The following is a 20,925-nucleotide window of genomic DNA, read 5'->3' on the forward strand; positions in this document are numbered from 1 at the left end:
CTCCCCACACTCACCGGTCAAACCCTATGCGCCTGCTTCTCGTCGAGGATGATCGAGCCATTGGTCAGGGCATCCGCGTGGCCCTGAATACCGAGGGCTATACCCTCGACTGGCTGGAGGACGGACTGAGCGCGCTGCACGCTTTGCGCAGCGAGCCATTCGACCTGTTGCTGCTCGACCTCGGCCTGCCGCGCCTGGATGGCCTGGACCTGCTGCGCCAGTTGCGCGCCGAAGCACTCACCCTGCCGGTGCTAATCCTGACCGCGCGCGACGGGACTGCCGACCGTATTGCCGGTCTGGATGCCGGTGCGGACGATTACCTGATCAAGCCATTCGACGTCGATGAACTGAAAGCCCGGGTCCGCGCCCTGCTCAGGCGCAGCCAGGGCCGTGCGCAACCGCTGCTGGAACATGCCGGCATCAGCCTCGATCCGGCGTCGCAGCAGGTCAGTTTCCAGGGCAGCGAAGTACCGATGACGCCCATGGAGTACCAGTTACTGCATCAACTGATGATCCGCCCCGGCAAGGTGGTCACCCGCGAGCGCTTGTCCAATACCCTGTACGGTTGGCAGGACAAGGTCGAAAGCAACACGCTGGAGGTACTGATTCACAACCTGCGCAAGAAACTGTCCACCGAGCTGATCCGCACCGTGCGCGGCGTCGGCTACCTGCTGGAGCTCAAGGCATGACCTCGGTACGCGCGCGCATTCTGGTCCCGGTGCTGATGCTGTTGCTGCTCGGCGACCTGACCATCAGCCTGCTCGCCCTGCGCGACAGCCATCACGAAATCGAAGAAGTCTACGACGCACAGCTGGCCCAAAGCGCGCGCCTGCTGCAAGGCGTACTGCATCAGCGCGCAGCGGGTGAACAGGACCTCGACAAGCTGTATCAGGCGTTCGATCAGGCCATGAGCCGGGTCGGCACCAGTGGCGTGGCCCATCCCTACGAAACCCGGCTGACCTTTCAGGTCTGGCGAACCTCGGGCGAGCTGCTGGTGCGCTCGGCCGAAGCGCCGCTGCTCAGCGCACCTCCGGCAACCGAAGGCTCCCATGATCTGGTCGAGAACGGCCACGAGTGGTGCGGCTTTCTCCTCGCCGATCCACAGCAAGGTTTTCTCATTTGGGTGGGTGAGCGCGATGACGTGCGCCAGGACCTGATTCAGCGCATTGTCAGTCACACGCTGTGGCCGACGCTGATCGGTGTGCCGCTGCTGGTGGTGGCGATCTGGCTGGCCATCGGCTGGGGCCTGCGCCCGCTGCAAGCGATGGCCAGAGTCATCCGCAAGCGCGATGCCGAAAGCCTCGAACCGCTTGCTGTAACGCCCCTGCCCAAAGAGCTGGAGCCCATGCAGTACGCGCTCAACCGCCTGCTGACCCAGATCGAGAGTGTGCTGGAACGCGAGCGACGCTTCATCGCTGACGCGGCGCACGAACTGCGCACACCACTGACCATCCTGCGCATCCACGCGCAGAACGCGCGCCAGGCCGAAACCCCGGAGCAACGCCTGGAAGCACTGGATTTCCTTGTGCATGGCGTCGACCGCGCCGCCCGCCTGGCCAGTCAGTTATTGACCATGGCACGCCTGGAACCGCGCCTTGAAGTCAGCCAGTTACAGACCTTCGAGCTGAACACGCTGGTACGCGAGGAAATGGCCGAACTCACGCCGCTGGCCCTGGAGAAGCGCGTCGATCTGGTGTTCGAGGAAGGCGAGAATTGCGTGATCCGCAGCGACCCGGCAGCCATCACCATTGCCCTGCAGAACCTGCTGACCAATGCGCTGAATTTCGCCCCGACCGCCAGCGAGATACGCGTCGCTCTGCACACACAGGAAGATGGCAGCGCGCACCTTTCAGTCGAAGACGCAGGGCCGGGTATCGACGAACAACAGAAGGCGCGCCTCTTCGAACGCTTTTACAGTCAGGGTCACAGCAATGGCGCAGGGCTAGGGCTGGCGATCGTCGACATGATCGTGCGCAAACTGGAAAGCAGCCTGCACCTGCGCAACTCGGCGCAGGGCGGACTGTGTGCAGAGCTGCGCATCAAGAGCAGGACGAGCTGAACCCGCTCGGTTCAAAGCACCACGCGCAGGCATTGCCCGGCGTGATACAGGGTGAAACCCGTGTCGTAGGCGAGGCTGCGCAGCGAACTGCCCGAGACCTTTTTGCCGCTTGAAAAACTCATCGGCAACGCGGTCGCATCGTTGCTCAGCAGGTAATCGGCAAAGCACTTGCCCACCAGTGTCCCGGTGGTCACCCCCCGACCATTGAAACCGGTCGCCGCCAGCAAGCCTGGCGCGGGTTCGAAAAGGCGCAACAAGTGGTCCGGCGTAAAGCCGATGCGCCCGGTCCAGGTGCTCTGCCACTCGACCCGGCCCAGTTGCGGGAAGTAATGCTGCTGGACGCGATCCGCCCACTGACGAATGAACCACAGCGGATAATTGCCGGCGTTACCCAGGCTGCCCAGCAGCAGGCGCCCGTGAGCGTCGCGACGAATGTTGCTGAGCACCGTGCGCGTATCCCACGAACCCTGACCGCCAGGCAGAATCTGCGCCTGCTCGGCACCGCTGAGTGGCTGCGAAGCGACCTGATAGTAGTACCCCGCGAAGATGTGATCCTTGATATCGGTCCACTCGCCTTCGGTGTAGGCATTGGACGCGATGATCACTTTCTCGGCACGTACACTGCCCGCGGCAGTAGAGACCTTCCAGCCATCAGCGGTGCGTTGCAAGCCGTTGACAGGAGAATCGCCGAACACTTGCCCACCCTGCGCCACCACGTTGAGCGCCATGCCCGAGACATAGGCCATCGGGTTCACCGTGCCGGCGCGGTGATCGAGCAAGGCACCGCTGACCTTGTCGGTGCCACAAGCTTCTTCGCAGGGTTTGCCGGTCAGCAATTCGACGTTGGCACCGCGCCGTTGCCACTGTTCGGCACGGCTGCGCAGGTCAGCCAGACCCTTGGCGTTATGCGCCATGTGCAGGTTGCCGGTGCGCGTGTCCTGGCAATCGATGCGGTACTGGTCGATGGTCGCGAACACCAGAGCCGGCGCCGCGCCCAATGCGCTATTCAGTCGGCTGGCCTCGACGCTGCCCAGTACCTTGTCCAGTTGATCGGGCGCCACCCAGGTCCCGGCATTCACCAGACCGACGTTGCGTCCGGAACCGCCATGGCCGACCTGGTGCGCTTCGACCACGCACACCGACTTGCCGCCTTCCAGCAAGCGCAACGCCGCCGACAGACCGGTGAACCCGGCGCCAATGATGCACACGTCGGCGCTCCGCTCACCGCTCAGGGCCGGGCTGACCGGACGTTGCGGAGTCAATTGTTCCCACAGACAGCCTTCAGCAAACTGCACCATCGAAAAACTCCAGCAATGTCGGTAATAAGTGCCCGGTTCACATCAGTCGAAAACAATGCCCTGAGCCAGCGGCAACTCGCGGGAGTAGTTGACGGTGTTGGTCTGCCGGCGCATGTAGGCGCGCCACGAATCGGAGCCGGACTCGCGACCGCCACCGGTTTCCTTCTCGCCGCCAAATGCCCCGCCGATTTCGGCACCGCTGGTGCCGATATTGACGTTGGCAATCCCGCAATCGCTGCCCGCGGCACTCTGGAAAGCCTCGGCCTCACGCAGATCAGTGGTGAAAATGCACGACGACAGGCCCTGCGGTACTTCGTTGTTCAGGCGCAGGGCCTCTTCGAAGTCGTCGTAGGCCAGCACGTAGAGAATCGGCGCGAAGGTTTCGTGACGCACCACTTCACTCTGGCCAGGCATTTCGGCAATGGCCGGCGTGACGTAGTAGCCGTTCGGGTATTTGTCCTGCAACTGACGCTCGCCACCGAACACCTGCCCGCCTTCGTCGCGGGCCTTGGTCAGCGCGTTCTGCATGGCCGAAAACGCTTGCTGGTCGATCAGCGGACCGATCAGATTGCCTTCGCGCGGATCACCGACGCGCACCTTGGCGTAGGCGGCCTTGACGCGGGCGACCACTTCGTCCTTGATCGAACGGTGCACAATCAGGCGGCGCAACGTGGTGCAACGCTGACCGGCGGTGCCTACCGCGCTGAACAGAATGCCGCGCACGGCCAGGTCCAGATCGGCGCTCGGGGCCAGAATCATCGCGTTGTTGCCACCCAGCTCCAGAATGCTGCGCCCGAAACGCGCGGCGACACGCGGACCGACTTCACGGCCCATGCGGGTGCTGCCGGTGGCGCTGATCAGTGGCACGCGCGGGTCATCGACCAGCGCTTCGCCGGCGTCACGAGCACCAATCACCAATTGCGCCAGCGCTGCGGGGGCATCACCGAAAATCTTCAGCGCCTTGTCAAACAGTGCCTGACAGGCCAGTGCCGTCAGCGGAGTCTTTTCCGAAGGTTTCCAGATCACCGGGTTGCCACAGACCAGCGCCAGCGTGGTGTTCCAGGCCCAGACTGCGACCGGGAAATTGAACGCGCTGATCACGCCGACCACACCCAGCGGGTGCCAGGTTTCGCGCATGTGATGGCCGGGACGCTCGGAGGCAATGGTCAGACCGTACAGCTGACGCGACAGACCGACGGCGAAGTCGCAGATGTCGATCATTTCCTGCACTTCACCCAGACCTTCCTGAGTGATCTTGCCAGCCTCGACCGACACCAGTTCGCCCAGATCAGCCTTATGCTCACGCAGTACTTCACCAAAGATCCGCACCAGCTCGCCACGCCGTGGGGCCGGTACTGTGCGCCACTTCAGAAACGCGCTGTGGGCGCTGTCGATACGCGCTACGACCTGTGCCTTGCCTTCAAGCGTGACCGAGGCAATCCGGCTGCCATCAATCGGGGTGTAAACCGGATAGTCCCCTTGGGTGTGGGCACTGTTCGCCACGCCCAGACGTGCTAGTAACTCGGCAACCATGTTGATTCTCCTGTCATGAACCACGGTGGAAATCATCGATGAGCTCAGTATCAAGCCACTCGGGGCTGACCTACAAACGACGTTTTTGAAAAACATGATTCCTTTTAGGAATGAACTTTTGATCATTAGCAGCCAGAAAGGCCACTACATTGGGAATTATTGGAATGACCCGGTGATTTTATTTCGTTTGCGAGCGCTGCCCGATGTTTGTTTGGATAAGGCCATCATGATCACCCGGAGTCGGGGCCAGACCGATGAGCGAACACATCAGCGAATCCATTTCGTTTGTCCACAACATGACGCTGTCCCACGGCCGCAACGCTGAAGTCTGGGACACCGCCGGCAAGCGCTACATCGACTTTGTCGGCGGCATCGGGGTGCTCAATCTGGGGCATTGCAACCCGCAAGTGGTCACGGCCATTCAGGACCAGGCGGCAAAACTGACCCACTATTGCTTCAACGCCACGCCTCACGACCCGTACATCCGCTTCATGCAGCAGCTCACGCAGTTCGTACCGGTCAGTTATCCCCTCAGCGGCATGCTCACCAACAGCGGTGCGGAAGCGGCCGAAAATGCCCTGAAGATCGTACGCGGCGCCACAGGGCGCACGGCGGTCATCGCCTTCGACGGTGGCTTTCATGGCCGCACGCTGGCGACCCTCAACCTCAACGGCAAGGTGGCACCCTATAAACAGAAAGTCGGCGTGCTGCCCGGCCCGGTCTTTCACGTTCCGTTCCCCAGCAAGGACAACGGCGTGTCCACCGAGCAGGCGCTCAAGGCCATGGACCGGCTGTTCAGCGTCGAGATCGACGTCAACGACGTGGGCTGCATCATCTTCGAGCCGGTGCAGGGCGAGGGCGGTTTTCTGGCCATGCAGCCGGACTTCGCTCAGGCATTGCGAGCGTTCTGCGATGAACACGGCATCGTACTGATCGCCGATGAGATCCAGTCCGGCTTCGGCCGTACCGGGCAGCGTTTTGCGTTCAGCCGTCTGGGCATCGAACCGGATCTGATTCTGCTGGGCAAAAGCATTGCGGGCGGCATCCCGCTGGGCGCGGTGGTGGGTCGCAAGCCGTTGCTGGACAACCTGCCCAAGGGCGGCCTGGGCGGCACCTATTCCGGCAACCCGATTGGCTGCGCAGCAGGCCTCGCTTCACTGGCGCAGATGACCGATGCCAACCTGTCCAGTTGGGGCGAGCAGCAGGAGCGCGCCATCGTTTCACGCTATGAAGCCTGGCGGGCGAGCAAACTGTCGCCGTACCTGGGCAGGCTGACCGGGGTCGGCTGCATGCGCGGTATCGAACTGATCACGCCGGAAGGCGAGCCCGGCACCCGACAGCTCGCAGAACTGCTGAGCTCAGCGAGGGACGCCGGGCTGCTGCTGATGCCCAGTGGCAAATCGCGACACATTATCCGCCTGCTGATCCCGCTGACCATCGAACCCGACGTGCTGCACGAAGGGCTGGATATTTTCGAGCGCTGCCTGGCAGCGCTGGCTTGAACCCGCACGGAGAAAACACCCTGATGAGCACATCACGCTTTGCCGACCCGGACCAGATCCGCGCGGGCTTTTCTCGCGCCATGTCGCAGATGTACAAGCACGAAGTGCCGCTGTACGGCACGCTGATGGCGCTGGTGAGTGAAGTCAACGAACAGGTCATGAGCCATGACAGCAGTGTGCTGGACAGCCTGCGCCAGACCGGTGAAATCCAGCGCCTGGACATGGAACGGCACGGTGCGATCCGCGTCGGTACGGCACAGGAACTGGCCACCCTCGCCCGCCTGTTCGCGGTCATGGGCATGCAGCCGGTGGGTTACTACGACCTGAGCGCGGCCGGCGTGCCGGTTCACTCCACCGCCTTTCGCGCCGTGCATGAGCAGGCGCTGCAGATCAGTCCGTTTCGGGTGTTCACCTCGTTGCTGCGTCTGGAACTGATCGAAAGCGACAGCCTGCGTGAGTTCGCCGGTCAGGTGCTGGGCAAACGCAGTATCTTCACGCCCGGCGCCCTGGCGTTGATCGAGAAGCATGAAGCAGACGGCGGCTTGAGCGAAGCCGATGCGGCCGAGTTCATTCAGCAGGCGCTGGAAACCTTTCGCTGGCACAACACGGCGACCGTTTCGCTGGACGACTATCAGAAGCTGAACACGCAGCATCGTCTGATCGCTGATGTGGTGGCGTTTCGTGGCCCGCACATCAACCACCTGACGCCTCGCACGCTGGACATCGATGCGGTTCAGGCCGGCATGCCCGGCAAGGGCATCACCCCCAAAGCGGTGGTTGAAGGGCCGCCACGTCGCCAGTGCCCGATTCTGCTGCGCCAGACCAGCTTCAAGGCGCTGGAAGAACCGATTGCCTTCATCGGTCAAGGTGGCAGTCAGTCGGGCAGCCACTCGGCACGCTTCGGCGAGATCGAACAGCGTGGCGCCGCACTGACGCCCAAAGGCCGCGAGCTGTATGACCGGCTGTTGAGCGAAGCCCGCGACGCGCTGGGCGAGTTCCCCAATGAGGCCAATGCCGTGCGCTATGCCGGGCTGCTGGAAGAGACGTTCAAGGCGTTCCCGGACAGCCACGCTGAAATGCGCAGGCAGGGTCTGGCCTACTTCCGCTATTTCCCGACCGAATCAGGCATTGCCGAGCGCGCACCCGGCAGTCTGGAGCAGCTTGTCGAAGCCGGTCATGTGCGCTTCGAGCCACTGGTGTACGAAGACTTTTTGCCGGTCAGCGCGGCGGGTATCTTCCAGTCCAACCTAGGCGATAACGCACAGGCGCATTACGCGACGAATTCGAATCAGCAGGATTTCGAGCGGGCGCTGGGACGCGGGACGCTTAACGAACTGGACCTGTATGCCGATACCCAGCGGCGCTCCCTGGAGGAATGCGCCAAGGCGCTGGAGCTGAGCAGTCCCGCCTGCTAATTAGTGAGAGCGAGCTTGCTCGCGAAGACGATGTTTCAGGCGATGCATTTTGGCGCCCATACCGACTTTTTCGCGAACAAGTTCGCTCCTACGGCCTTCGGCCAGAATCAAACGCGGACTTGTGTATAACGATGAGCGCTCTGCGTCACATTCCCGGTTCGCTACCCCTTTGGCAAAAGGCCGTTTTGATTCTGCCCAACGGGCGTAGGAGCGGACTTGTCCGCGAAGGGGCCGCAAGCCTTCCCGAGAATGTATCGCCTGAAACATCGTCTTCGCGAACGAGTTCGCTCCTACGGCCTTCGGCCAGAATCAAAAGCGGACTTGTGCATAACGATGAGCGCTCTGCGTCACATTCCCGGTTCGCTCCCCCTTTGGCAAAAGGCCGTTTTGATTCTGCCCAACGGGCGTAGGAGCGGACTTGTCCGCGAAGGGGCCGCAAGCCTTCCCGAGAATGTATCGCCTGAAACATCGTCTTCGCGAACGAGTTCGCTCCTACGGCCTCCGGCCAGAATCAAAAGCGGACTTGTGCATAATGATGAGCGCTCTGCGTCACATTCCCGGGGCGTTCTGTGTTCTGTTTAAAGCAACGATAAATAAAATTCGCAATATTGGTGTGCAACCTCGCGCTATGCATACTGCGATTGCGTGTGGATAGCAAAGTGCCGTATTCAAAGGCTCATCCCTTCAAATAGCGCACCCTGTGATCCCCTTGCAAAGGCTCGAAGCAGCCTGGGTCTGGATCACATTCAGACCTCATAAAAATACCTGGCCGGATAACGGTCTCCATGACTTCATGGACTTTCCAACGCTGCCCTGGCGCTTCACCGCGCCGACCTGAAAAACAGAATAACGATTGATAAGGCCTGAAAAAGGTCATTCAGCAGGCAAGGGGATCATCATGCAAAACTCACACGCTGCAGTGTCGGGTGACAATCAGGCCGTTTCATCGACGGTGAAACTGTATGTCTGGGCCGCCATTATCCTCACCATTGCCGAAATGATCGGTGCAGTCAGTATTCCGCTGGGCCCCGGCAAGGTGGTGCTGTTGCCGATGGTCTGGGCGCTGCTGCTGGGCGCGATGATCGGCCTTGCCAGCCGTCGTATGCCGGGCACCATTGGCATTGACCACGGCACGCAATTGCGCTCGGCCTCCATCCTGCAACCTGCCCTGCTGCTGTTCATCGCCAAGCTCGGTCTGGTCGTCGGTGGCTCGCTGCCGGTGGTGTTCGCTTCCGGGTGGGCGCTGATGTTTCAGGAGTTCGGCCACTTCGTCGGTACCGTGATGCTCGGTCTGCCGGTGGCGTTGATGCTCGGTATCAAGCGCGAAGCCATTGGTGCGACCTTCTCGGTCGGCCGTGAGCCGAGCCTGGCAATCATCGGCGAGCGTTATGGCATGGACTCACCGGAAGGTCGCGGCGTATTGGCCGAGTACCTGACGGGCACCCTGTTCGGCGCGCTGTTCATTGCCATTGTCGCCGGGTTTATCGCCAGCCTGGGGATCTTCCATCCCAACTCGCTGGCGATGGGCTCAGGCATCGGCTCGGGCAGCATGATGGCCGCCGCTGCCGGGGCGATTGCCGCGCAACAGACACCGGAAGTCGCCAAGGAAGTCATGACCCTGGCAGCAGCCTCGAACCTGATCACCACCACCATCGGCACCTACTTCACCCTGTTCATCTCCCTGCCACTGGCGGTCTGGGGCTATCGTGTGCTCGAGCCGCTGATAGGCCGTACCACCAAAGCCTCCATGAGCGAGGAAGGCCTGCGCCACAGCGACGTGTCGCTGGAGGTGCCGGAACTGGGCTGGTCGGGCAAGATCAGTGCCTGGCTGGCGGCGGGGGCACTGGCGCTGATTGCCAACTATGTCGGCTACAGGACACTGTCAGGCGATGCCTTCACCGGCATGGGCATTATGATTTTCTGTGCCTTCGCCGGTGAGGTGCTGTGCAACCTGCTGCGCCGCAAGATCCCGGCGGTGTGCATGGTGTCGCTGGTAGCGATGTTCCTGACGTCGCCGGCCTGCCCCTGGGCCGCCGAGATTGCGCGGATCACCGGCTCGATCAACCTGCTGGCGGTCATCACCCCGATGCTGACCTTCGCCGGCCTGTCGATTGCCAAGGACCTCCCGGCCTTCCGCCGCCTGGGCTGGCGGATTGTGCTGGTGTCGTTCCTCGCCAACTTCGGTACGTTCATCGGCGCGGTATTGATCGCCGAGCTGTTCCATTGATCCGCAACGCCTGATTCGGCGCGAGTCAGCCCTGCGCCTCGTTCACCAGCCAATCATGCACTGCGCGACGTGACGGGGTGCTGAGCGCCCCTTCACGATAGGCCAGCACGTATTTCTTTCTGGCCTTGATCGGATGACCGAACGGCACGATCAACAAGCCCTGCTCCAGCTCATCGGTGATCAGCGCCTTGCGCGCAATAGCCACACCCATACCCATACGCGCGGCGTCGATGGTCAGGTGATTACGGTTGAACGTGTGGCCGCGACGCACGTCGATACCATCGGCACCGATGGCCGTCAGGTAGAACTCCCACTCCGCATACTCATAGCTGCCGCGCCAGGCAGTGATGTCGTGCAGCAACGGGAAGTGCACCAGCTGACTGGGCGTATCCAGCGGCGGCTTGCCCACCAACAGGTCTGGCGAGCAGACCGCAAACAGCTCCTCCTCCAGCAAGGGCGTAGTCGACAACCCCGGATAGCTGCCGTCGTTCAGGTCGATGGCCAGATCGAAATCGTCATCACGCAACGAGCCGCTGCTGTCCTCGGCAATGATCCGCAACTGGATGTCCGGAAACGCCGCCTGCAAGCGTGGCAGGCGCGGCATCAGCCATTTGCTCAGGAATGATGGGATGCAACGCAGCTTGAACACCCCGCCGATACGCCCGGAATACAGCAGGCGCAGTTCTTCGCTGATACGGCTCTGCACTTCGTTGGCGACCACCGCCAGACGCTGACCTTCAGCGGTCAGCTCAAGCCCGCGCCCGACCCGGTGAAACAGCGCAAAGCCCAGGCGCTCTTCGAGCTGGCGCATCTGCTGGCTGATCGCGCCGGGGGTGACGTGCAATTCTTCCGCGCAGCGGGTGAAGGACAGGTGACGGGCCGCGCAGGCGAACACCTGTAGCCAGGCGTGCATCTGTGCGTTGAAGATTCTGCTCATTGAAGAGTTCCGCTAAAGCGTTGCATAGCAACAATCGTTTGTCGTTTCGACAGCCGAAGCCAAAGATGAGTAACAGAAAAAGGGGAATACCAAATTCCCGTGCATCATCTCACCTGAAGGACCTTCGTGATGGCTATCAGCGTCTTCGACATGTTCAAAATCGGCATCGGGCCGTCCAGTTCCCACACCGTCGGGCCAATGCGCGCCGGTGCGCTGTTCGTGACCGAGCTGCGCAACCACAACCAGTTGCACAGCGTAGAACGGATCGAGGTGCGATTGTACGGTTCTCTATCGGCCACGGGCATCGGTCACGGCAGCGATCGCGCAACGGTCATGGGCCTGATGGGCGAATGGCCGGACCAGATCGACCCCAGCCAGGTCAACCAGCGTATCGACGCGCTGCGTGCCGATAACCAGCTGATGCTGGCGGGCGAACAGGCCATCACCTTCGTCTGGGAGCGGGACATGTGCCTGCTCGATGAAAGCCTCCCCTACCATCCCAACGGCATGACCCTGTGTGCCTACGGCAAGAACGGCGAACTCCACGAGCAGACCTACTATTCGGTGGGCGGCGGCTTTGTGATCGACGCCGAACAGGCCGCCAGCGGCGTGCTGGACAACGACACAACCGTCCTGCCCTATGATTTTTTCAGTGGCGCGCAGTTGCTAAAGCTGTGCAAGACCCACGGCATGAGCATTTCCGAGCTGATGATGGCCAATGAAAAGGTCTGGCGCAGCGAGGAAGAAATCCGCGAGAAAATCATGGTGATCTGGGCCGCAATGCGCGCCTGCGTCGACAAGGGCCTGGTGGAAACCGGCATCCTGCCCGGCGGCCTGAACGTGCGGCGGCGTGCCTACCGCCTGCATCAGAACCTGCAGAACCTCGATAACCCCAACGTGATCGGCTCGACCCTGAGCGCCATGGAGTGGGTCAACCTGTTCGCCCTCGCAGTCAACGAAGAAAACGCCGCAGGCGGGCGCATGGTGACCGCGCCCACCAACGGCGCAGCTGGCATCGTGCCCGCCGTGCTGCATTACTTCATGAAATTCAAGCCCACGGCCAATGACGATGACGTGGTGCGCTTTTTCCTGAGCGCCGCTGCGGTCGGCATTCTGTGCAAGAAAAACGCCTCGATTTCCGGTGCCGAAGTCGGTTGTCAGGGCGAGGTAGGATCGGCCTGCGCAATGGCCGCTGCCGGTCTGGCAGAGATCCTCGGCGCGACGCCCGAGCAGGTAGAGAACGCTGCCGAGATTGGCCTGGAGCATAATCTGGGGCTGACCTGCGACCCGGTCGGCGGGCTGGTGCAGATCCCCTGCATCGAGCGCAATGCGATTGCTGCCGTAAAGGCCATCAATGCCGCCCAGATGGCCCTGCGCGGCGACGGCGAGCACCACATCTCGCTGGACCACGCCATCCGCACCATGCGTGACACCGGCGCCGACATGCACGACAAATACAAGGAAACCTCACGCGGCGGGCTGGCGGTCAACCTGATCGAGTGCTGACAGACATCCACCGGCGTCGCGACGTATTCGAGAGCGTTCGGGGCGGTACATCCCCTGCGGAGGTACCGTCCTTTTCGCGAACCGCGTCGCTCCTATGACCTACGGCCAGCATCAAAGGCAGGCGTAAGCGCGAGAGCCATTCAAGCCACAGGCAAACACTGCTCCACCAGCGACGTCCAGACCGCAACGCCGGGCTCAATCACCTGGTCGTTGAAGTCGTAGTAAGGGTTGTGCAACGCCGCTGACGGCTTCTCGCCGTCGACGCCCATCCAGATGTAAGCACCGGGACAGGCATGCAGCATGAAGGCGAAGTCTTCAGAGGCCATCGACGGGTTGCAGCCCCACTTAACGTTGGCCTCGCCGACTGCGGCGACTGCTGCACGACGGATCGTGGCAGCCGCTTCGACGTGGTTTTCGGTCACCGGGTAGCCGACGTTGTAAACCAGCTCGCCGCGCACGCCGAAGGCCGTCGGCAAACGCTCGACGAACTCGCCGATCAGTTGCTGAACCTTTTCGCGCACAGGGGTTTGCAGGCAGCGCACGGTGCCACGCAACGTGGCGGTTTCCGGGATCACGTTGATCGCCTCGCCGGCATTGAACTGAGTGATGCTGACCACCGCCGAATCGAGCGGCGACAGGCGCCGGGAGACAATGGTTTGCAGCCCCAGCACCAGCTCGGCCGCGGCCACGATCGGATCATTGCCCTTGTCCGGCATGGCCGCGTGGCTGCCTTTGCCGGTCAGGGTGATTTCAAAGGTGTCGAGCGACGCCATCATCGGCCCCGGATTGATCACCACCTTGCCCGCAGGCACGCCCGGCCAGTTGTGCAGGCCGTAGATGGCTTCCATCGGAAAGCGTTCGAACAGCCCGTCTTCGATCATTCGCTGTGCGCCGCCGAGGTTCTCTTCGGCAGGCTGGAAGACGAAATGCACCGTGCCGCGAAAGCGCCGAGTCTCGGCCAGATGCCTCGCGGTGGCCAGCAGGATAGCGGTGTGGCCATCATGGCCGCAGGCGTGCATGCAGCCCTTGTGGGTCGACTTGTGAACGCTGTCGCCCAGCTCCTGAATCGGCAAGGCATCCATGTCGGCACGCAGGCCGATGGTCGGACCGTCACCATTACGCAGGGTGCCAACCACACCAGTGCCGCCCAGCCCACGGTGGATCTCGATGCCGAAACCGCTCAGCAACTCAGCCACCTTGTCAGAGGTTCTCAGCTCCTGAAACCCCAGTTCCGGCGCGGCATGGAGGGTGCGGCGCCACACAGTTGCTTCGTCAATCAACGTCTTTGAAATGGACATGTGCTTACTCCAGACTCGCGCCGTAGCCAAAGCTGGCGGCTGGCTTGGCGGCGGTTTCGACCCAGACGCTTTTCACTTCACTGTACTCGCGCAGGGCATCCAGACCGGAAGACCGGCCATAACCACTCTCACCATAGCCGCCGAACGGCGAACTGACGTGAATAGTCTTGTAACCGTTGACCCAGAAGGTCCCGGCTCGCACTTGTCTGGCAACGCGGTGAGCACGACCGACATCGCGGGTCCAGACACCACCGGCCAGGCCGAAACGGCTGTCGTTGGCGATGCGGATCGCGTCCTCTTCGTCTTTGAATGGAATCGCCACCACCACCGGGCCGAAGATTTCTTCCTGCGCGCAGTACAGCGCGTTGGTGCCTGCCAGGACGGTCGGATTGATGTAGTAACCGGGTTTTTCCGGGATCGGATCAGCGTGCTCGCCCACCAGCTTCGCGCCGTCTTTGAGCGCCTGCTCGACCATGTTTTTCACGTGGTTGTATTGCTTGGCGTTGTTGATCGGGCCGATCTGGGTTTCCGGATCGCTCGGATCACCGACCTTGAACTGCGTCGCAGCCACCGCCAGGGCATTGGTGAACTTCTCGAAGATCGATTCCTGCACCAGCAGCCGCGAACCGGACACACAGCTCTGCCCGGCACCGGAAAAGATCGCGGCCTGGGCACCGCGCAAGGCGACTTCCAGGTCGGCGTCGTCGAACACGATGTTGGCCGACTTGCCGCCCAGCTCCAGCACCGCAGGAATGCAACGCTGCGCCGCTGCCACGGCGATATGCCGGCCAGTGGCTGGCGAGCCGACGAACACCACCTTGCGAATGTCAGCCTTGGCGATGAACGCCTGGCCGATGGAATGACCGAAACCGGCAATCACGTTGACCAGCCCTTTCGGCACGCCGGCCCGCTCGATCAGCACGCCGACCATCAGCGAGCTGAGCGGGGTCAGTTCCGACGGTTTGAGAATGACCGCGTTGCCCGCTGCAATCGCCGGGGCGATCTGCCAGCCACAGGTGAAGATCGGCGCATTCCAGGGCGTAATCTGCAACACCGTGCCCAGCGGTTCGTAGGTCACATAGTTCAGGTGCGTGGTCGGCACCGGGATGATCTCGCCGTGCAGCTTGTCAGCCCAGCCGGCGTAATATTCGAACATCTCGGCCACTTTCAGGACTTCGACGCGGGCGTCACGGATCGGCTTGTTGGCGGTCAGGGATTCGATCTGCGCGAGGTTTTCCAGCTCGTCACGAATCAGATTGCCCACCTGGTACATGGCACGGCCACGCGCCTGGGCGGTCAGCGCCCACCATTGTTGTTGCGCAGCCCTGGCAGCCTTGTCGGCCACTTCAACCAACAACTCGTCGGCGTCCGGGAAACTCAGCAGCAGGCTGTCGTCATGGGCATTGCGCACTTCGACGGGCGCGCCGTGGCCTTCGATGAACTGGCCGCCGACGTAACTGGCGATGACACTGCGATCGCCCCAGTAAGGACGCATCAGTTCGAGGATTTTTGCAGTGCTCATCGCTTATTCTCCATGACCGTAAAGTTTGCCATCGGTGCGTTGCACGATGGCGCAGAAGTCTTCGTTGTCCGCCAGGGTTTCACTGCTGGCCTGCCACAACTGCGCGACGACGCGCGACAGCGGCAGGTCCATGTCCAGGCTGTCCGCCAGATCGCTGGCCAGGCCGACGTCCTTGCGCATCAGGCCCATGGTGAAGCCGGAGTCATAGGCCTTGTTGAGTACCCAGGTCGGGAACATCACTTGCGTGGCACCGCTGCGTCCGGAACCGGCATTCAGACCCTGCAGAAGTTTTTCCGGATCGACCCCTGCACGCGCGGCCATCGCCACGGCTTCGGCAGTGCTGATCAGGTGACAGGCAGCGAGCATGTTGTTGGCGATCTTGGCGACGTTGCCAGCGCCACATTGCCCGACGTGTACGCGTGTCCCGCTCATGCCTTCCAGGACCGGCATGGCGCGCGCCAGGTCAGCGTCCTCGGCACCGATCACCATCGACATGCTGCCGGTGGCAGCGCCTTTCGGGCCGCCAGACACCGGCGCGTCGATGAAGGCGATGCCGTTCTTCGCCAGTTCGGCGGCGACCTTACGGCTCATTTCCGGCGTCGACGTCGTGGTATCGACGACGATAAGGCCCTTGCGACCCACCTCGTTGATGCCACCCGCGCCGAGGCACACCGACTCCACGTGCTCGGCCTTGGGCAGCGAGAGGATCAGAATGTCCACGCCTTGAATCAGTTGCGTGCGATCGGCAACCGGCTTGACGCCCTTGCTTTCGGCCTGGGCCAGCGCGGCCTGCGACAGGTCGAAGCCGCTGACATCAAAGCCCTTGCCGGCCAGCGTGGCCGCCATGCCGCCGCCCATGTTGCCCAGTCCGATCACACCTGCTTTCAAAGTCATGTCTGCATCCCGATCAAAGATTTTGTACGAATTAGAGGATGACGCTGCGGGCCCCTGCGGCCGGCAATGTGCTGGTGATTCGAGTATGGACAGCGCTCTCCCCTCTCAGCAATAATCCAAAAATCGAATTTATGTTGCCTTTAGCGCAACACTGGAAGCCCATGAGCCTCGTTCAAGATCGACGCATCCTTTACTTTTTCGAAGCCGTACGATTGGGCAGCGTCCGGGCTGCCGCCGACTTCCTCAACGTTGCGCCTTCGGCGGTCAGCCGCCAGATCGCGCAACTGGAACAGGAGCTGGGTTCCCCCCTGCTGGAGCGCCATCGACGCGGCGTCAAACCGACCGAGGCGGGCGACAAGGTGCTGGCCTATTACCGCCAGCGACTGACGCAGCAGGAGGTCCTGCTGGATTCGATTCAGGCGCTGAAAGGCTTGCACAGCGGCTCGGTGACGCTGGTCTCCGGGGAGGGGTTTCTGGAAAGTCTCGCGCAGCCGCTGGCCCGGTTTTCCGAGCTGTACCCCAGGATCGAACTGATCGTGAACGTCTGCGGCAGCAACGAAGTGATTCGCCAGGTGGTCGAGGATGAAGCGCACATCGGCCTGGTCTTCAATCCGGCTGCCGACCCGAAAATCCGCTCGCATGCGCATCAGCGTCAACCGGTCTGTGTGATCACCGCGCCTGATCACCCGCTGACCGACGAACCAGGCCCGATACAGCTGCGGGCACTTGAAGACTACCGTGTCGCCCTGCCTGCGGTGTCTTACGGTATCCGCCAGATTCTGCTGCAAGCCGAGCACCAGCTGGGCATCACCGTGCAGCCGACGCTGACCTGCAGCACCTTCGCGATGCTCAAGCACTTCGCCATGCAAGGGGGCGTCACGCTGCTGCCGACCTTTGTCGTGGAGGAAGAGATAAAAGCCGGCACATTGCGTGCCCTGCCCTTGCAGCATGAGGTGTTCAGCAGCCCGCAAACCCACCTGATCAGCCGCCTGGGCCGTCAGCTCAGCGTTGGTGCCAACCGCCTGATGGGCATGCTGTTGCAGGATATGACAGCGTTCCGCAACTGACCTACCGTTAGTCCGCGCGTCAAGCAATCGCGCTGAACCAACAAAAAGCTCATGGTTCATCTTCAGTAACGGAGCGGAATTCCTGCTGCCACTGAGGATTGATCATGAGAGCTTTGACTTACCACGGCGCGAACAGTGTAAAAGTCGATACAGTGCCGGACCCTGTGATCGAGCAAGCGGATGACATCATTCTGCGCGTAACGGCGACCGCTATCTGCGGTTCCGACCTGCACTTGTATCGCGGCAAAATCCCTACGGTTGAACACGGCGACATCTTCGGTCACGAGTTCATGGGCGTCGTTGAAGAGACCGGCTCGGCCGTCACGGCTGTAGCCAAAGGCGATCGCGTGGTGATCCCGTTCGTCATCGCCTGCGGCAGCTGCTTTTTCTGCAACCTCGACCAGTTCGCGGCCTGCGAAACCACCAACACCGGACGTGGCGCGATTCTCAACAAAAAGTCGATTCCACCAGGGGCGGCGCTGTTCGGCTTCAGCCATCTGTATGGCGGCGTTCCGGGCGGCCAGGCTGAATACGTGCGAGTACCCAAGGCCAACGTTGGTCCGTTCAAGGTGCCAGGCACGCTGGCTGACGAGAAGGTTCTGTTCCTCTCCGATATTCTCCCCACCGCCTGGCAGGCTGTACTCAACGCCGGGATTGGCCAGGGTTCGACGGTTGCCATTTACGGTGCTGGCCCGGTCGGCCTGATGAGCGCGGCGTGCGCAAAAATGCTCGGTGCGGAAAAGATCTTCATGGTCGATCACCATCCGTATCGTCTGGCCTATGCGCAGAAAACTTACGGCGTGATCCCGATCAATTTTGATGAAGACGATGATCCGGCTGACACGATCATTCGCCAGACCGCCGGCATGCGCGGGGTGGATGGCGTAATCGACGCGGTGGGTTTCGAGGCCAAGGGCAGCACCACGGAAACCATTCTGGCAACGCTAAAGCTGGAAGGCAGCAGCGGCAAGGCATTGCGTCAGTGCATCGCAGCAGTACGCCGCGGCGGCGTGGTCAGTGTGCCAGGGGTATATGCCGGGTTCATCCATGGCTTCATGTTCGGCGATGCGTTCGACAAGGGCCTGACCTTCAAAATGGGCCAGACCCACGTGCATCGCTTCATGCCTGAATTGCTGGAACACATCGAGGCCGGCCGCCTGGAACCCGAAGCCATTATCACGCACCGGATGTCACTGGAAGATGCTGCAAAGGGCTACAAGCTGTTCGACAAGAAGGAAGAGGATTGCCGCAAGGTTATCCTGACGCCTGGCAACAACACCATTGTGGTGCCGGACGACACGACCGAAGCCCTGGTCGGGGGTGGCGTGCCGGCTATGTAAGGTACGGGTTCGCCTTTGATTCTGGCCTAAGGCCGCAGGAGCGAACGTGTTCGGGAACGGTATTGCAGACGATGTATGTTCATCGTTCATGCCACCCCTTTCGCGAACAAGTTCGCTCCTACGCCCTGCGGGCAGAAGCTTGAAAACGGTGTTTCAGACGATGTATGTTCATCGTTCGTGCCGCCCCTTTCGCGAACACGTTCGCTCCTACGCCCTCCGGGCAGAAGCCTGAAAACGGTGTTTCAGACGATGTATGTTCATCGTTCATGCCGCCCCTTTCGCGAACAAGTTCGCTCCTACGCCCTCCGGGCAGAAGCCTGAGAACATTTCAGACGATGTATGTTCATCGTTCATGCCGCCCCTTTCGCGAACACGTTCGCTCCTACGCCCTCCGGGCAGAAGCCTGAAAATGGTGTTTCAGACGATGTATGTTCATCGTTCATGCCGCCCCCTTCGCGAACAAGTTCGCTCCTACGCCCTCCGGGCAGAAGCCTGAAAACGGTGTTTCAGACGATATATGTTCATCGTTCATACCGCCCCCTTCGCGAACAAGTTCGCTCCTGCGCTCTGCGGGCAGAAGCCTGAAAACGGTGTTTCAGACGATGTATGTTCATCGTTCATACCGCTCCCTTCGCGAACACGTTCGCTCCTACGCCCTGCGGGCAGAAGCTTGAAAATGTCACTACCACGCAGAGCGCTCATCGTTATGCGCACGTTCGCTTTTGACTCTGGCCGTAGGCCGTAGGAGCGAACTTGTTCGCGAACGGTATTGCAGACGATGTATGTTCATCGTTCATGCCGCCCCTTTCGCGAACACGTTCGCTCCTGCGCCCTGCGGGCAAACGCCATCACCGGCTCAGGTAGGCAAACCGGCCTTTGAACGGTTTGCTGATGGGGTCGGCCAGGTCGCCGTGTTTGCTGGTGGTCAGGCCCAGATCCACCAGCGATTCGGCCAGTTTCACTGCCGCTGCCACGCCGTCGATGACCGGCAGGCCTATCGCTTCGCTCAACTGCCTGCCCAGATCCGCCATCCCGCCGCAACCCAGCACAATGGCTCCCGCCCCTTCTTCGTCACGGGCGCGACGGGCCTGTTCGGCCATGCATTCGATGAGCTCCGGTCCGCTTTCCTCCAGCGCCAGCACCGGCAGATCGATACAGCGCACCGATGTGCATAACTCACTGAAGCCATAACGCTGCAGCAGATGCTCGGCAATGATCCGCGTGCGGGTCAGCGTGGTGACCACGGCGAAACGGGTAGAAATCAGGCTGGCCATATGAAAGGCCGCTTCGGCGATGCCGATCACCGGAGCGCTGGCGTACTCGCGTGCCGCCAGCAGGCCGGGGTCGCCGAAACAGGCGATGATGTGCGCGTCGACCTGTTGCTCGCGGCCCTTGCGCACTTCTTCCAGCACGCCCAGCGTTGCTATCGCCTCATCGAAATGGCCTTCGATGGACACCGGGCCATCCGCCGGACTGCAGGCGATGATCTGTGTGCCTGGGCGCGCCACGGCTTGCGCGGCCAGACCGATCTTGTGGGTCATGGCTTCGCTGGTATTGGGGTTGATCACTTGAATACGCACCGGAACTCCTTCAGCGCCGTTTGAAAATGCTATGAAAATCCACTGTCTCGCTGAGCGGCGCATCCACATTCAGGCTGGCGCGGATGCGGCGCAAATGCTCGGCCATCCATTCGCGCGCCTGTTCGCCCTGCCCGCTTTCGAGCAAGGCCAGCAAGTCGACATGCTGGCCACAATCACACCCGACACTGCGTCGCGAACCGTACACCGCAACAATCAACGAGGATCGCGTGGTGAGCTGCGCGACCTGTTCGGTCAACACCTGATTGCCCGCCAGCGCGCTCAACTGCACATGAAAGCGCGCCGACAGTTGAATCGCTTCGCTGTGGCGCCCGGCGTGTTGCGCCTCATGCTCCTGATCGCAAAGCGCACGCAGTGCATCCAGACGCCGGCCGCCGACTCGCGTGGCGATCTCGGCCATCAGCGCGGGCTCGATCAGTTGCCTGGCACCCAATACATCCTGTGCTTCCTGAGCCGACGGTTGCGCGACCTCCGCGCCGCGCTTGGGGCGCAGGGTCACCAGCCTTTCCAGCGCCAGACGCTGCAAGACCTTGCGAATGCCGGTGCGGCTGATCTCGAACACTTCGGCCAGTGCGTCCTCGGGCAAGCGCGTTCCCGGAGCGAGCCGGTGTTCGACGATGGCTTCCAGAACATGCTGGTAAATCTGTTCATCACGGCCCTTTTCAGCGGCAGAAGGCGTGAGAAACAACGGGGCACTGTCAGGTCGGATCATGGCTTCACATCACATTG

16 protein-coding genes are annotated in these 20,925 nt (G+C 61.6%); 8 read left to right on the top strand and 8 right to left on the bottom strand.

Going from position 1 to position 20,925, the window contains the following annotated elements; all coding sequences use genetic code 11:
- The first annotated feature begins 26 nt into the window (after positions 1-26).
- Both AC54XV_RS18050 and AC54XV_RS18055 read left to right on the top strand, forming a co-directional pair.
- Entirely contained in the window at positions 27-689 is a 663-nt protein-coding gene (locus AC54XV_RS18050) for a response regulator (RefSeq protein WP_003406384.1), read from the top strand.
- A complete protein-coding gene (locus tag AC54XV_RS18055; protein WP_024652803.1) occupies positions 686-2,059 on the top strand; it encodes a sensor histidine kinase in 1,374 nt (457 codons plus the stop codon). Before AC54XV_RS18050 ends, AC54XV_RS18055 begins: the two co-directional genes overlap by 4 nt.
- Positions 2,060-2,070: 11 nt before the next feature.
- On the opposite strand, the gene amaA is transcribed toward AC54XV_RS18055, so the two are convergent.
- Positions 2,071-3,357: an L-pipecolate oxidase gene (amaA, locus tag AC54XV_RS18060; RefSeq protein WP_024640428.1), complete on the bottom strand. Its 1,287-nt coding sequence runs from the start codon at positions 3,355-3,357 to the stop codon at positions 2,071-2,073.
- A gap of 42 nt (positions 3,358-3,399) precedes the next feature.
- Entirely contained in the window at positions 3,400-4,890 is a 1,491-nt protein-coding gene (gene amaB, locus AC54XV_RS18065) for an L-piperidine-6-carboxylate dehydrogenase (RefSeq protein ID WP_024640427.1), read from the bottom strand.
- 254 nt (positions 4,891-5,144) lie between these two features.
- Here amaB and AC54XV_RS18070 point away from each other — a divergent pair, with 254 nt between their 5' ends.
- The 3 genes from AC54XV_RS18070 (at position 5,145) to AC54XV_RS18080 (ending at position 10,034) form a co-directional block, all read left to right on the top strand.
- Positions 5,145-6,392 (top strand): 2-aminoadipate transaminase, encoded by a 1,248-nt coding sequence (locus AC54XV_RS18070; RefSeq protein ID WP_024640426.1) that lies wholly within the window; start codon positions 5,145-5,147, stop codon positions 6,390-6,392.
- Between the two features lie 23 nt (positions 6,393-6,415).
- Entirely contained in the window at positions 6,416-7,807 is a 1,392-nt protein-coding gene (gene hglS, locus AC54XV_RS18075; RefSeq protein WP_060409370.1) for a 2-oxoadipate dioxygenase/decarboxylase HglS, read from the top strand.
- Between the two features lie 898 nt (positions 7,808-8,705).
- Positions 8,706-10,034, top strand: a complete 1,329-nt coding sequence (locus AC54XV_RS18080; RefSeq protein ID WP_060409371.1) for a DUF3100 domain-containing protein — start codon at positions 8,706-8,708, stop codon at positions 10,032-10,034.
- 25 nt (positions 10,035-10,059) lie between these two features.
- Here AC54XV_RS18080 and AC54XV_RS18085 read toward each other — a convergent pair whose 3' ends face one another.
- Positions 10,060-10,971, bottom strand: coding sequence for a LysR substrate-binding domain-containing protein (locus AC54XV_RS18085; RefSeq protein ID WP_003406407.1), 912 nt, complete (start codon positions 10,969-10,971; stop codon positions 10,060-10,062).
- Positions 10,972-11,100: 129 nt separating this feature from the next.
- On the opposite strand from AC54XV_RS18085, the gene AC54XV_RS18090 reads away from it, so the two are divergent.
- Entirely contained in the window at positions 11,101-12,477 is a 1,377-nt protein-coding gene (locus tag AC54XV_RS18090; protein WP_060409372.1) for an L-serine ammonia-lyase, read from the top strand.
- Positions 12,478-12,617: 140 nt separating this feature from the next.
- Here the strand turns inward: AC54XV_RS18090 and AC54XV_RS18095 are convergent, their stop codons facing one another.
- From AC54XV_RS18095 to AC54XV_RS18105, 3 genes are read right to left on the bottom strand one after another with little or no spacing between them, the layout of a single operon-like run.
- Positions 12,618-13,775 carry a M20 aminoacylase family protein gene (locus AC54XV_RS18095; RefSeq protein WP_060409373.1) on the bottom strand — a complete coding sequence of 386 codons (1,158 nt, stop codon included), beginning with the start codon at positions 13,773-13,775 and terminating at the stop codon, positions 12,618-12,620.
- A gap of 4 nt (positions 13,776-13,779) precedes the next feature.
- On the bottom strand, positions 13,780-15,297 hold the full coding sequence (locus AC54XV_RS18100; protein ID WP_060409374.1) for an aldehyde dehydrogenase family protein: 1,518 nt from the start codon (positions 15,295-15,297) through the stop codon (positions 13,780-13,782).
- Positions 15,298-15,300: 3 nt separating this feature from the next.
- Positions 15,301-16,191, bottom strand: coding sequence for an NAD(P)-dependent oxidoreductase (locus AC54XV_RS18105; protein WP_003406412.1), 891 nt, complete (start codon positions 16,189-16,191; stop codon positions 15,301-15,303).
- A 161-nt stretch (positions 16,192-16,352) separates the two neighbouring features.
- Here AC54XV_RS18105 and AC54XV_RS18110 point away from each other — a divergent pair, with 161 nt between their 5' ends.
- Together AC54XV_RS18110 and AC54XV_RS18115 are read left to right on the top strand one after the other, a co-directional pair.
- The gene (locus AC54XV_RS18110) at positions 16,353-17,258 is read left to right on the top strand and encodes a LysR family transcriptional regulator (protein ID WP_024660739.1); all 906 of its coding nucleotides are present in this window, start codon (positions 16,353-16,355) and stop codon (positions 17,256-17,258) included.
- Between the two features lie 104 nt (positions 17,259-17,362).
- A complete protein-coding gene (locus AC54XV_RS18115; protein ID WP_011268492.1) occupies positions 17,363-18,598 on the top strand; it encodes a zinc-dependent alcohol dehydrogenase in 1,236 nt (411 codons plus the stop codon).
- 848 nt (positions 18,599-19,446) lie between these two features.
- Here AC54XV_RS18115 and AC54XV_RS18120 read toward each other — a convergent pair.
- On the bottom strand, positions 19,447-20,178 hold the full coding sequence (locus AC54XV_RS18120; protein ID WP_003406417.1) for an aspartate/glutamate racemase family protein: 732 nt from the start codon (positions 20,176-20,178) through the stop codon (positions 19,447-19,449).
- A gap of 10 nt (positions 20,179-20,188) precedes the next feature.
- Entirely contained in the window at positions 20,189-20,908 is a 720-nt protein-coding gene (locus AC54XV_RS18125; protein WP_003406418.1) for a GntR family transcriptional regulator, read from the bottom strand.
- Positions 20,909-20,925: the final 17 nt, after the last annotated feature.

The sequence above is a fragment of the Pseudomonas fragariae (ex Marin et al. 2024) genome, from assembly GCF_059621105.1.

Bases quoted from the DNA above. Each gene is read 5' to 3' on its own strand.
- AC54XV_RS18080 (WP_060409371.1), top strand. From the start codon at position 8,706: ATGCAAAACTCACACGCTGCAGTGTCGGGTGACAATCAGGCCGTTTCA.
- amaB (WP_024640427.1), bottom strand. From the start codon at position 4,890: ATGGTTGCCGAGTTACTAGCACGTCTGGGCGTGGCGAACAGTGCCCAC.
- AC54XV_RS18055 (WP_024652803.1), top strand. From the start codon at position 686: ATGACCTCGGTACGCGCGCGCATTCTGGTCCCGGTGCTGATGCTGTTG.
- AC54XV_RS18115 (WP_011268492.1), top strand. From the start codon at position 17,363: ATGAGAGCTTTGACTTACCACGGCGCGAACAGTGTAAAAGTCGATACA.
- AC54XV_RS18105 (WP_003406412.1), bottom strand. From the start codon at position 16,191: ATGACTTTGAAAGCAGGTGTGATCGGACTGGGCAACATGGGCGGCGGC.
- AC54XV_RS18090 (WP_060409372.1), top strand. From the start codon at position 11,101: ATGGCTATCAGCGTCTTCGACATGTTCAAAATCGGCATCGGGCCGTCC.
- AC54XV_RS18100 (WP_060409374.1), bottom strand. From the start codon at position 15,297: ATGAGCACTGCAAAAATCCTCGAACTGATGCGTCCTTACTGGGGCGAT.
- AC54XV_RS18050 (WP_003406384.1), top strand. From the start codon at position 27: ATGCGCCTGCTTCTCGTCGAGGATGATCGAGCCATTGGTCAGGGCATC.
- AC54XV_RS18095 (WP_060409373.1), bottom strand. From the start codon at position 13,775: ATGTCCATTTCAAAGACGTTGATTGACGAAGCAACTGTGTGGCGCCGC.
- AC54XV_RS18110 (WP_024660739.1), top strand. From the start codon at position 16,353: ATGAGCCTCGTTCAAGATCGACGCATCCTTTACTTTTTCGAAGCCGTA.
- AC54XV_RS18085 (WP_003406407.1), bottom strand. From the start codon at position 10,971: ATGAGCAGAATCTTCAACGCACAGATGCACGCCTGGCTACAGGTGTTC.
- amaA (WP_024640428.1), bottom strand. From the start codon at position 3,357: ATGGTGCAGTTTGCTGAAGGCTGTCTGTGGGAACAATTGACTCCGCAA.
- hglS (WP_060409370.1), top strand. From the start codon at position 6,416: ATGAGCACATCACGCTTTGCCGACCCGGACCAGATCCGCGCGGGCTTT.
- AC54XV_RS18125 (WP_003406418.1), bottom strand. From the start codon at position 20,908: ATGATCCGACCTGACAGTGCCCCGTTGTTTCTCACGCCTTCTGCCGCT.
- AC54XV_RS18070 (WP_024640426.1), top strand. From the start codon at position 5,145: ATGAGCGAACACATCAGCGAATCCATTTCGTTTGTCCACAACATGACG.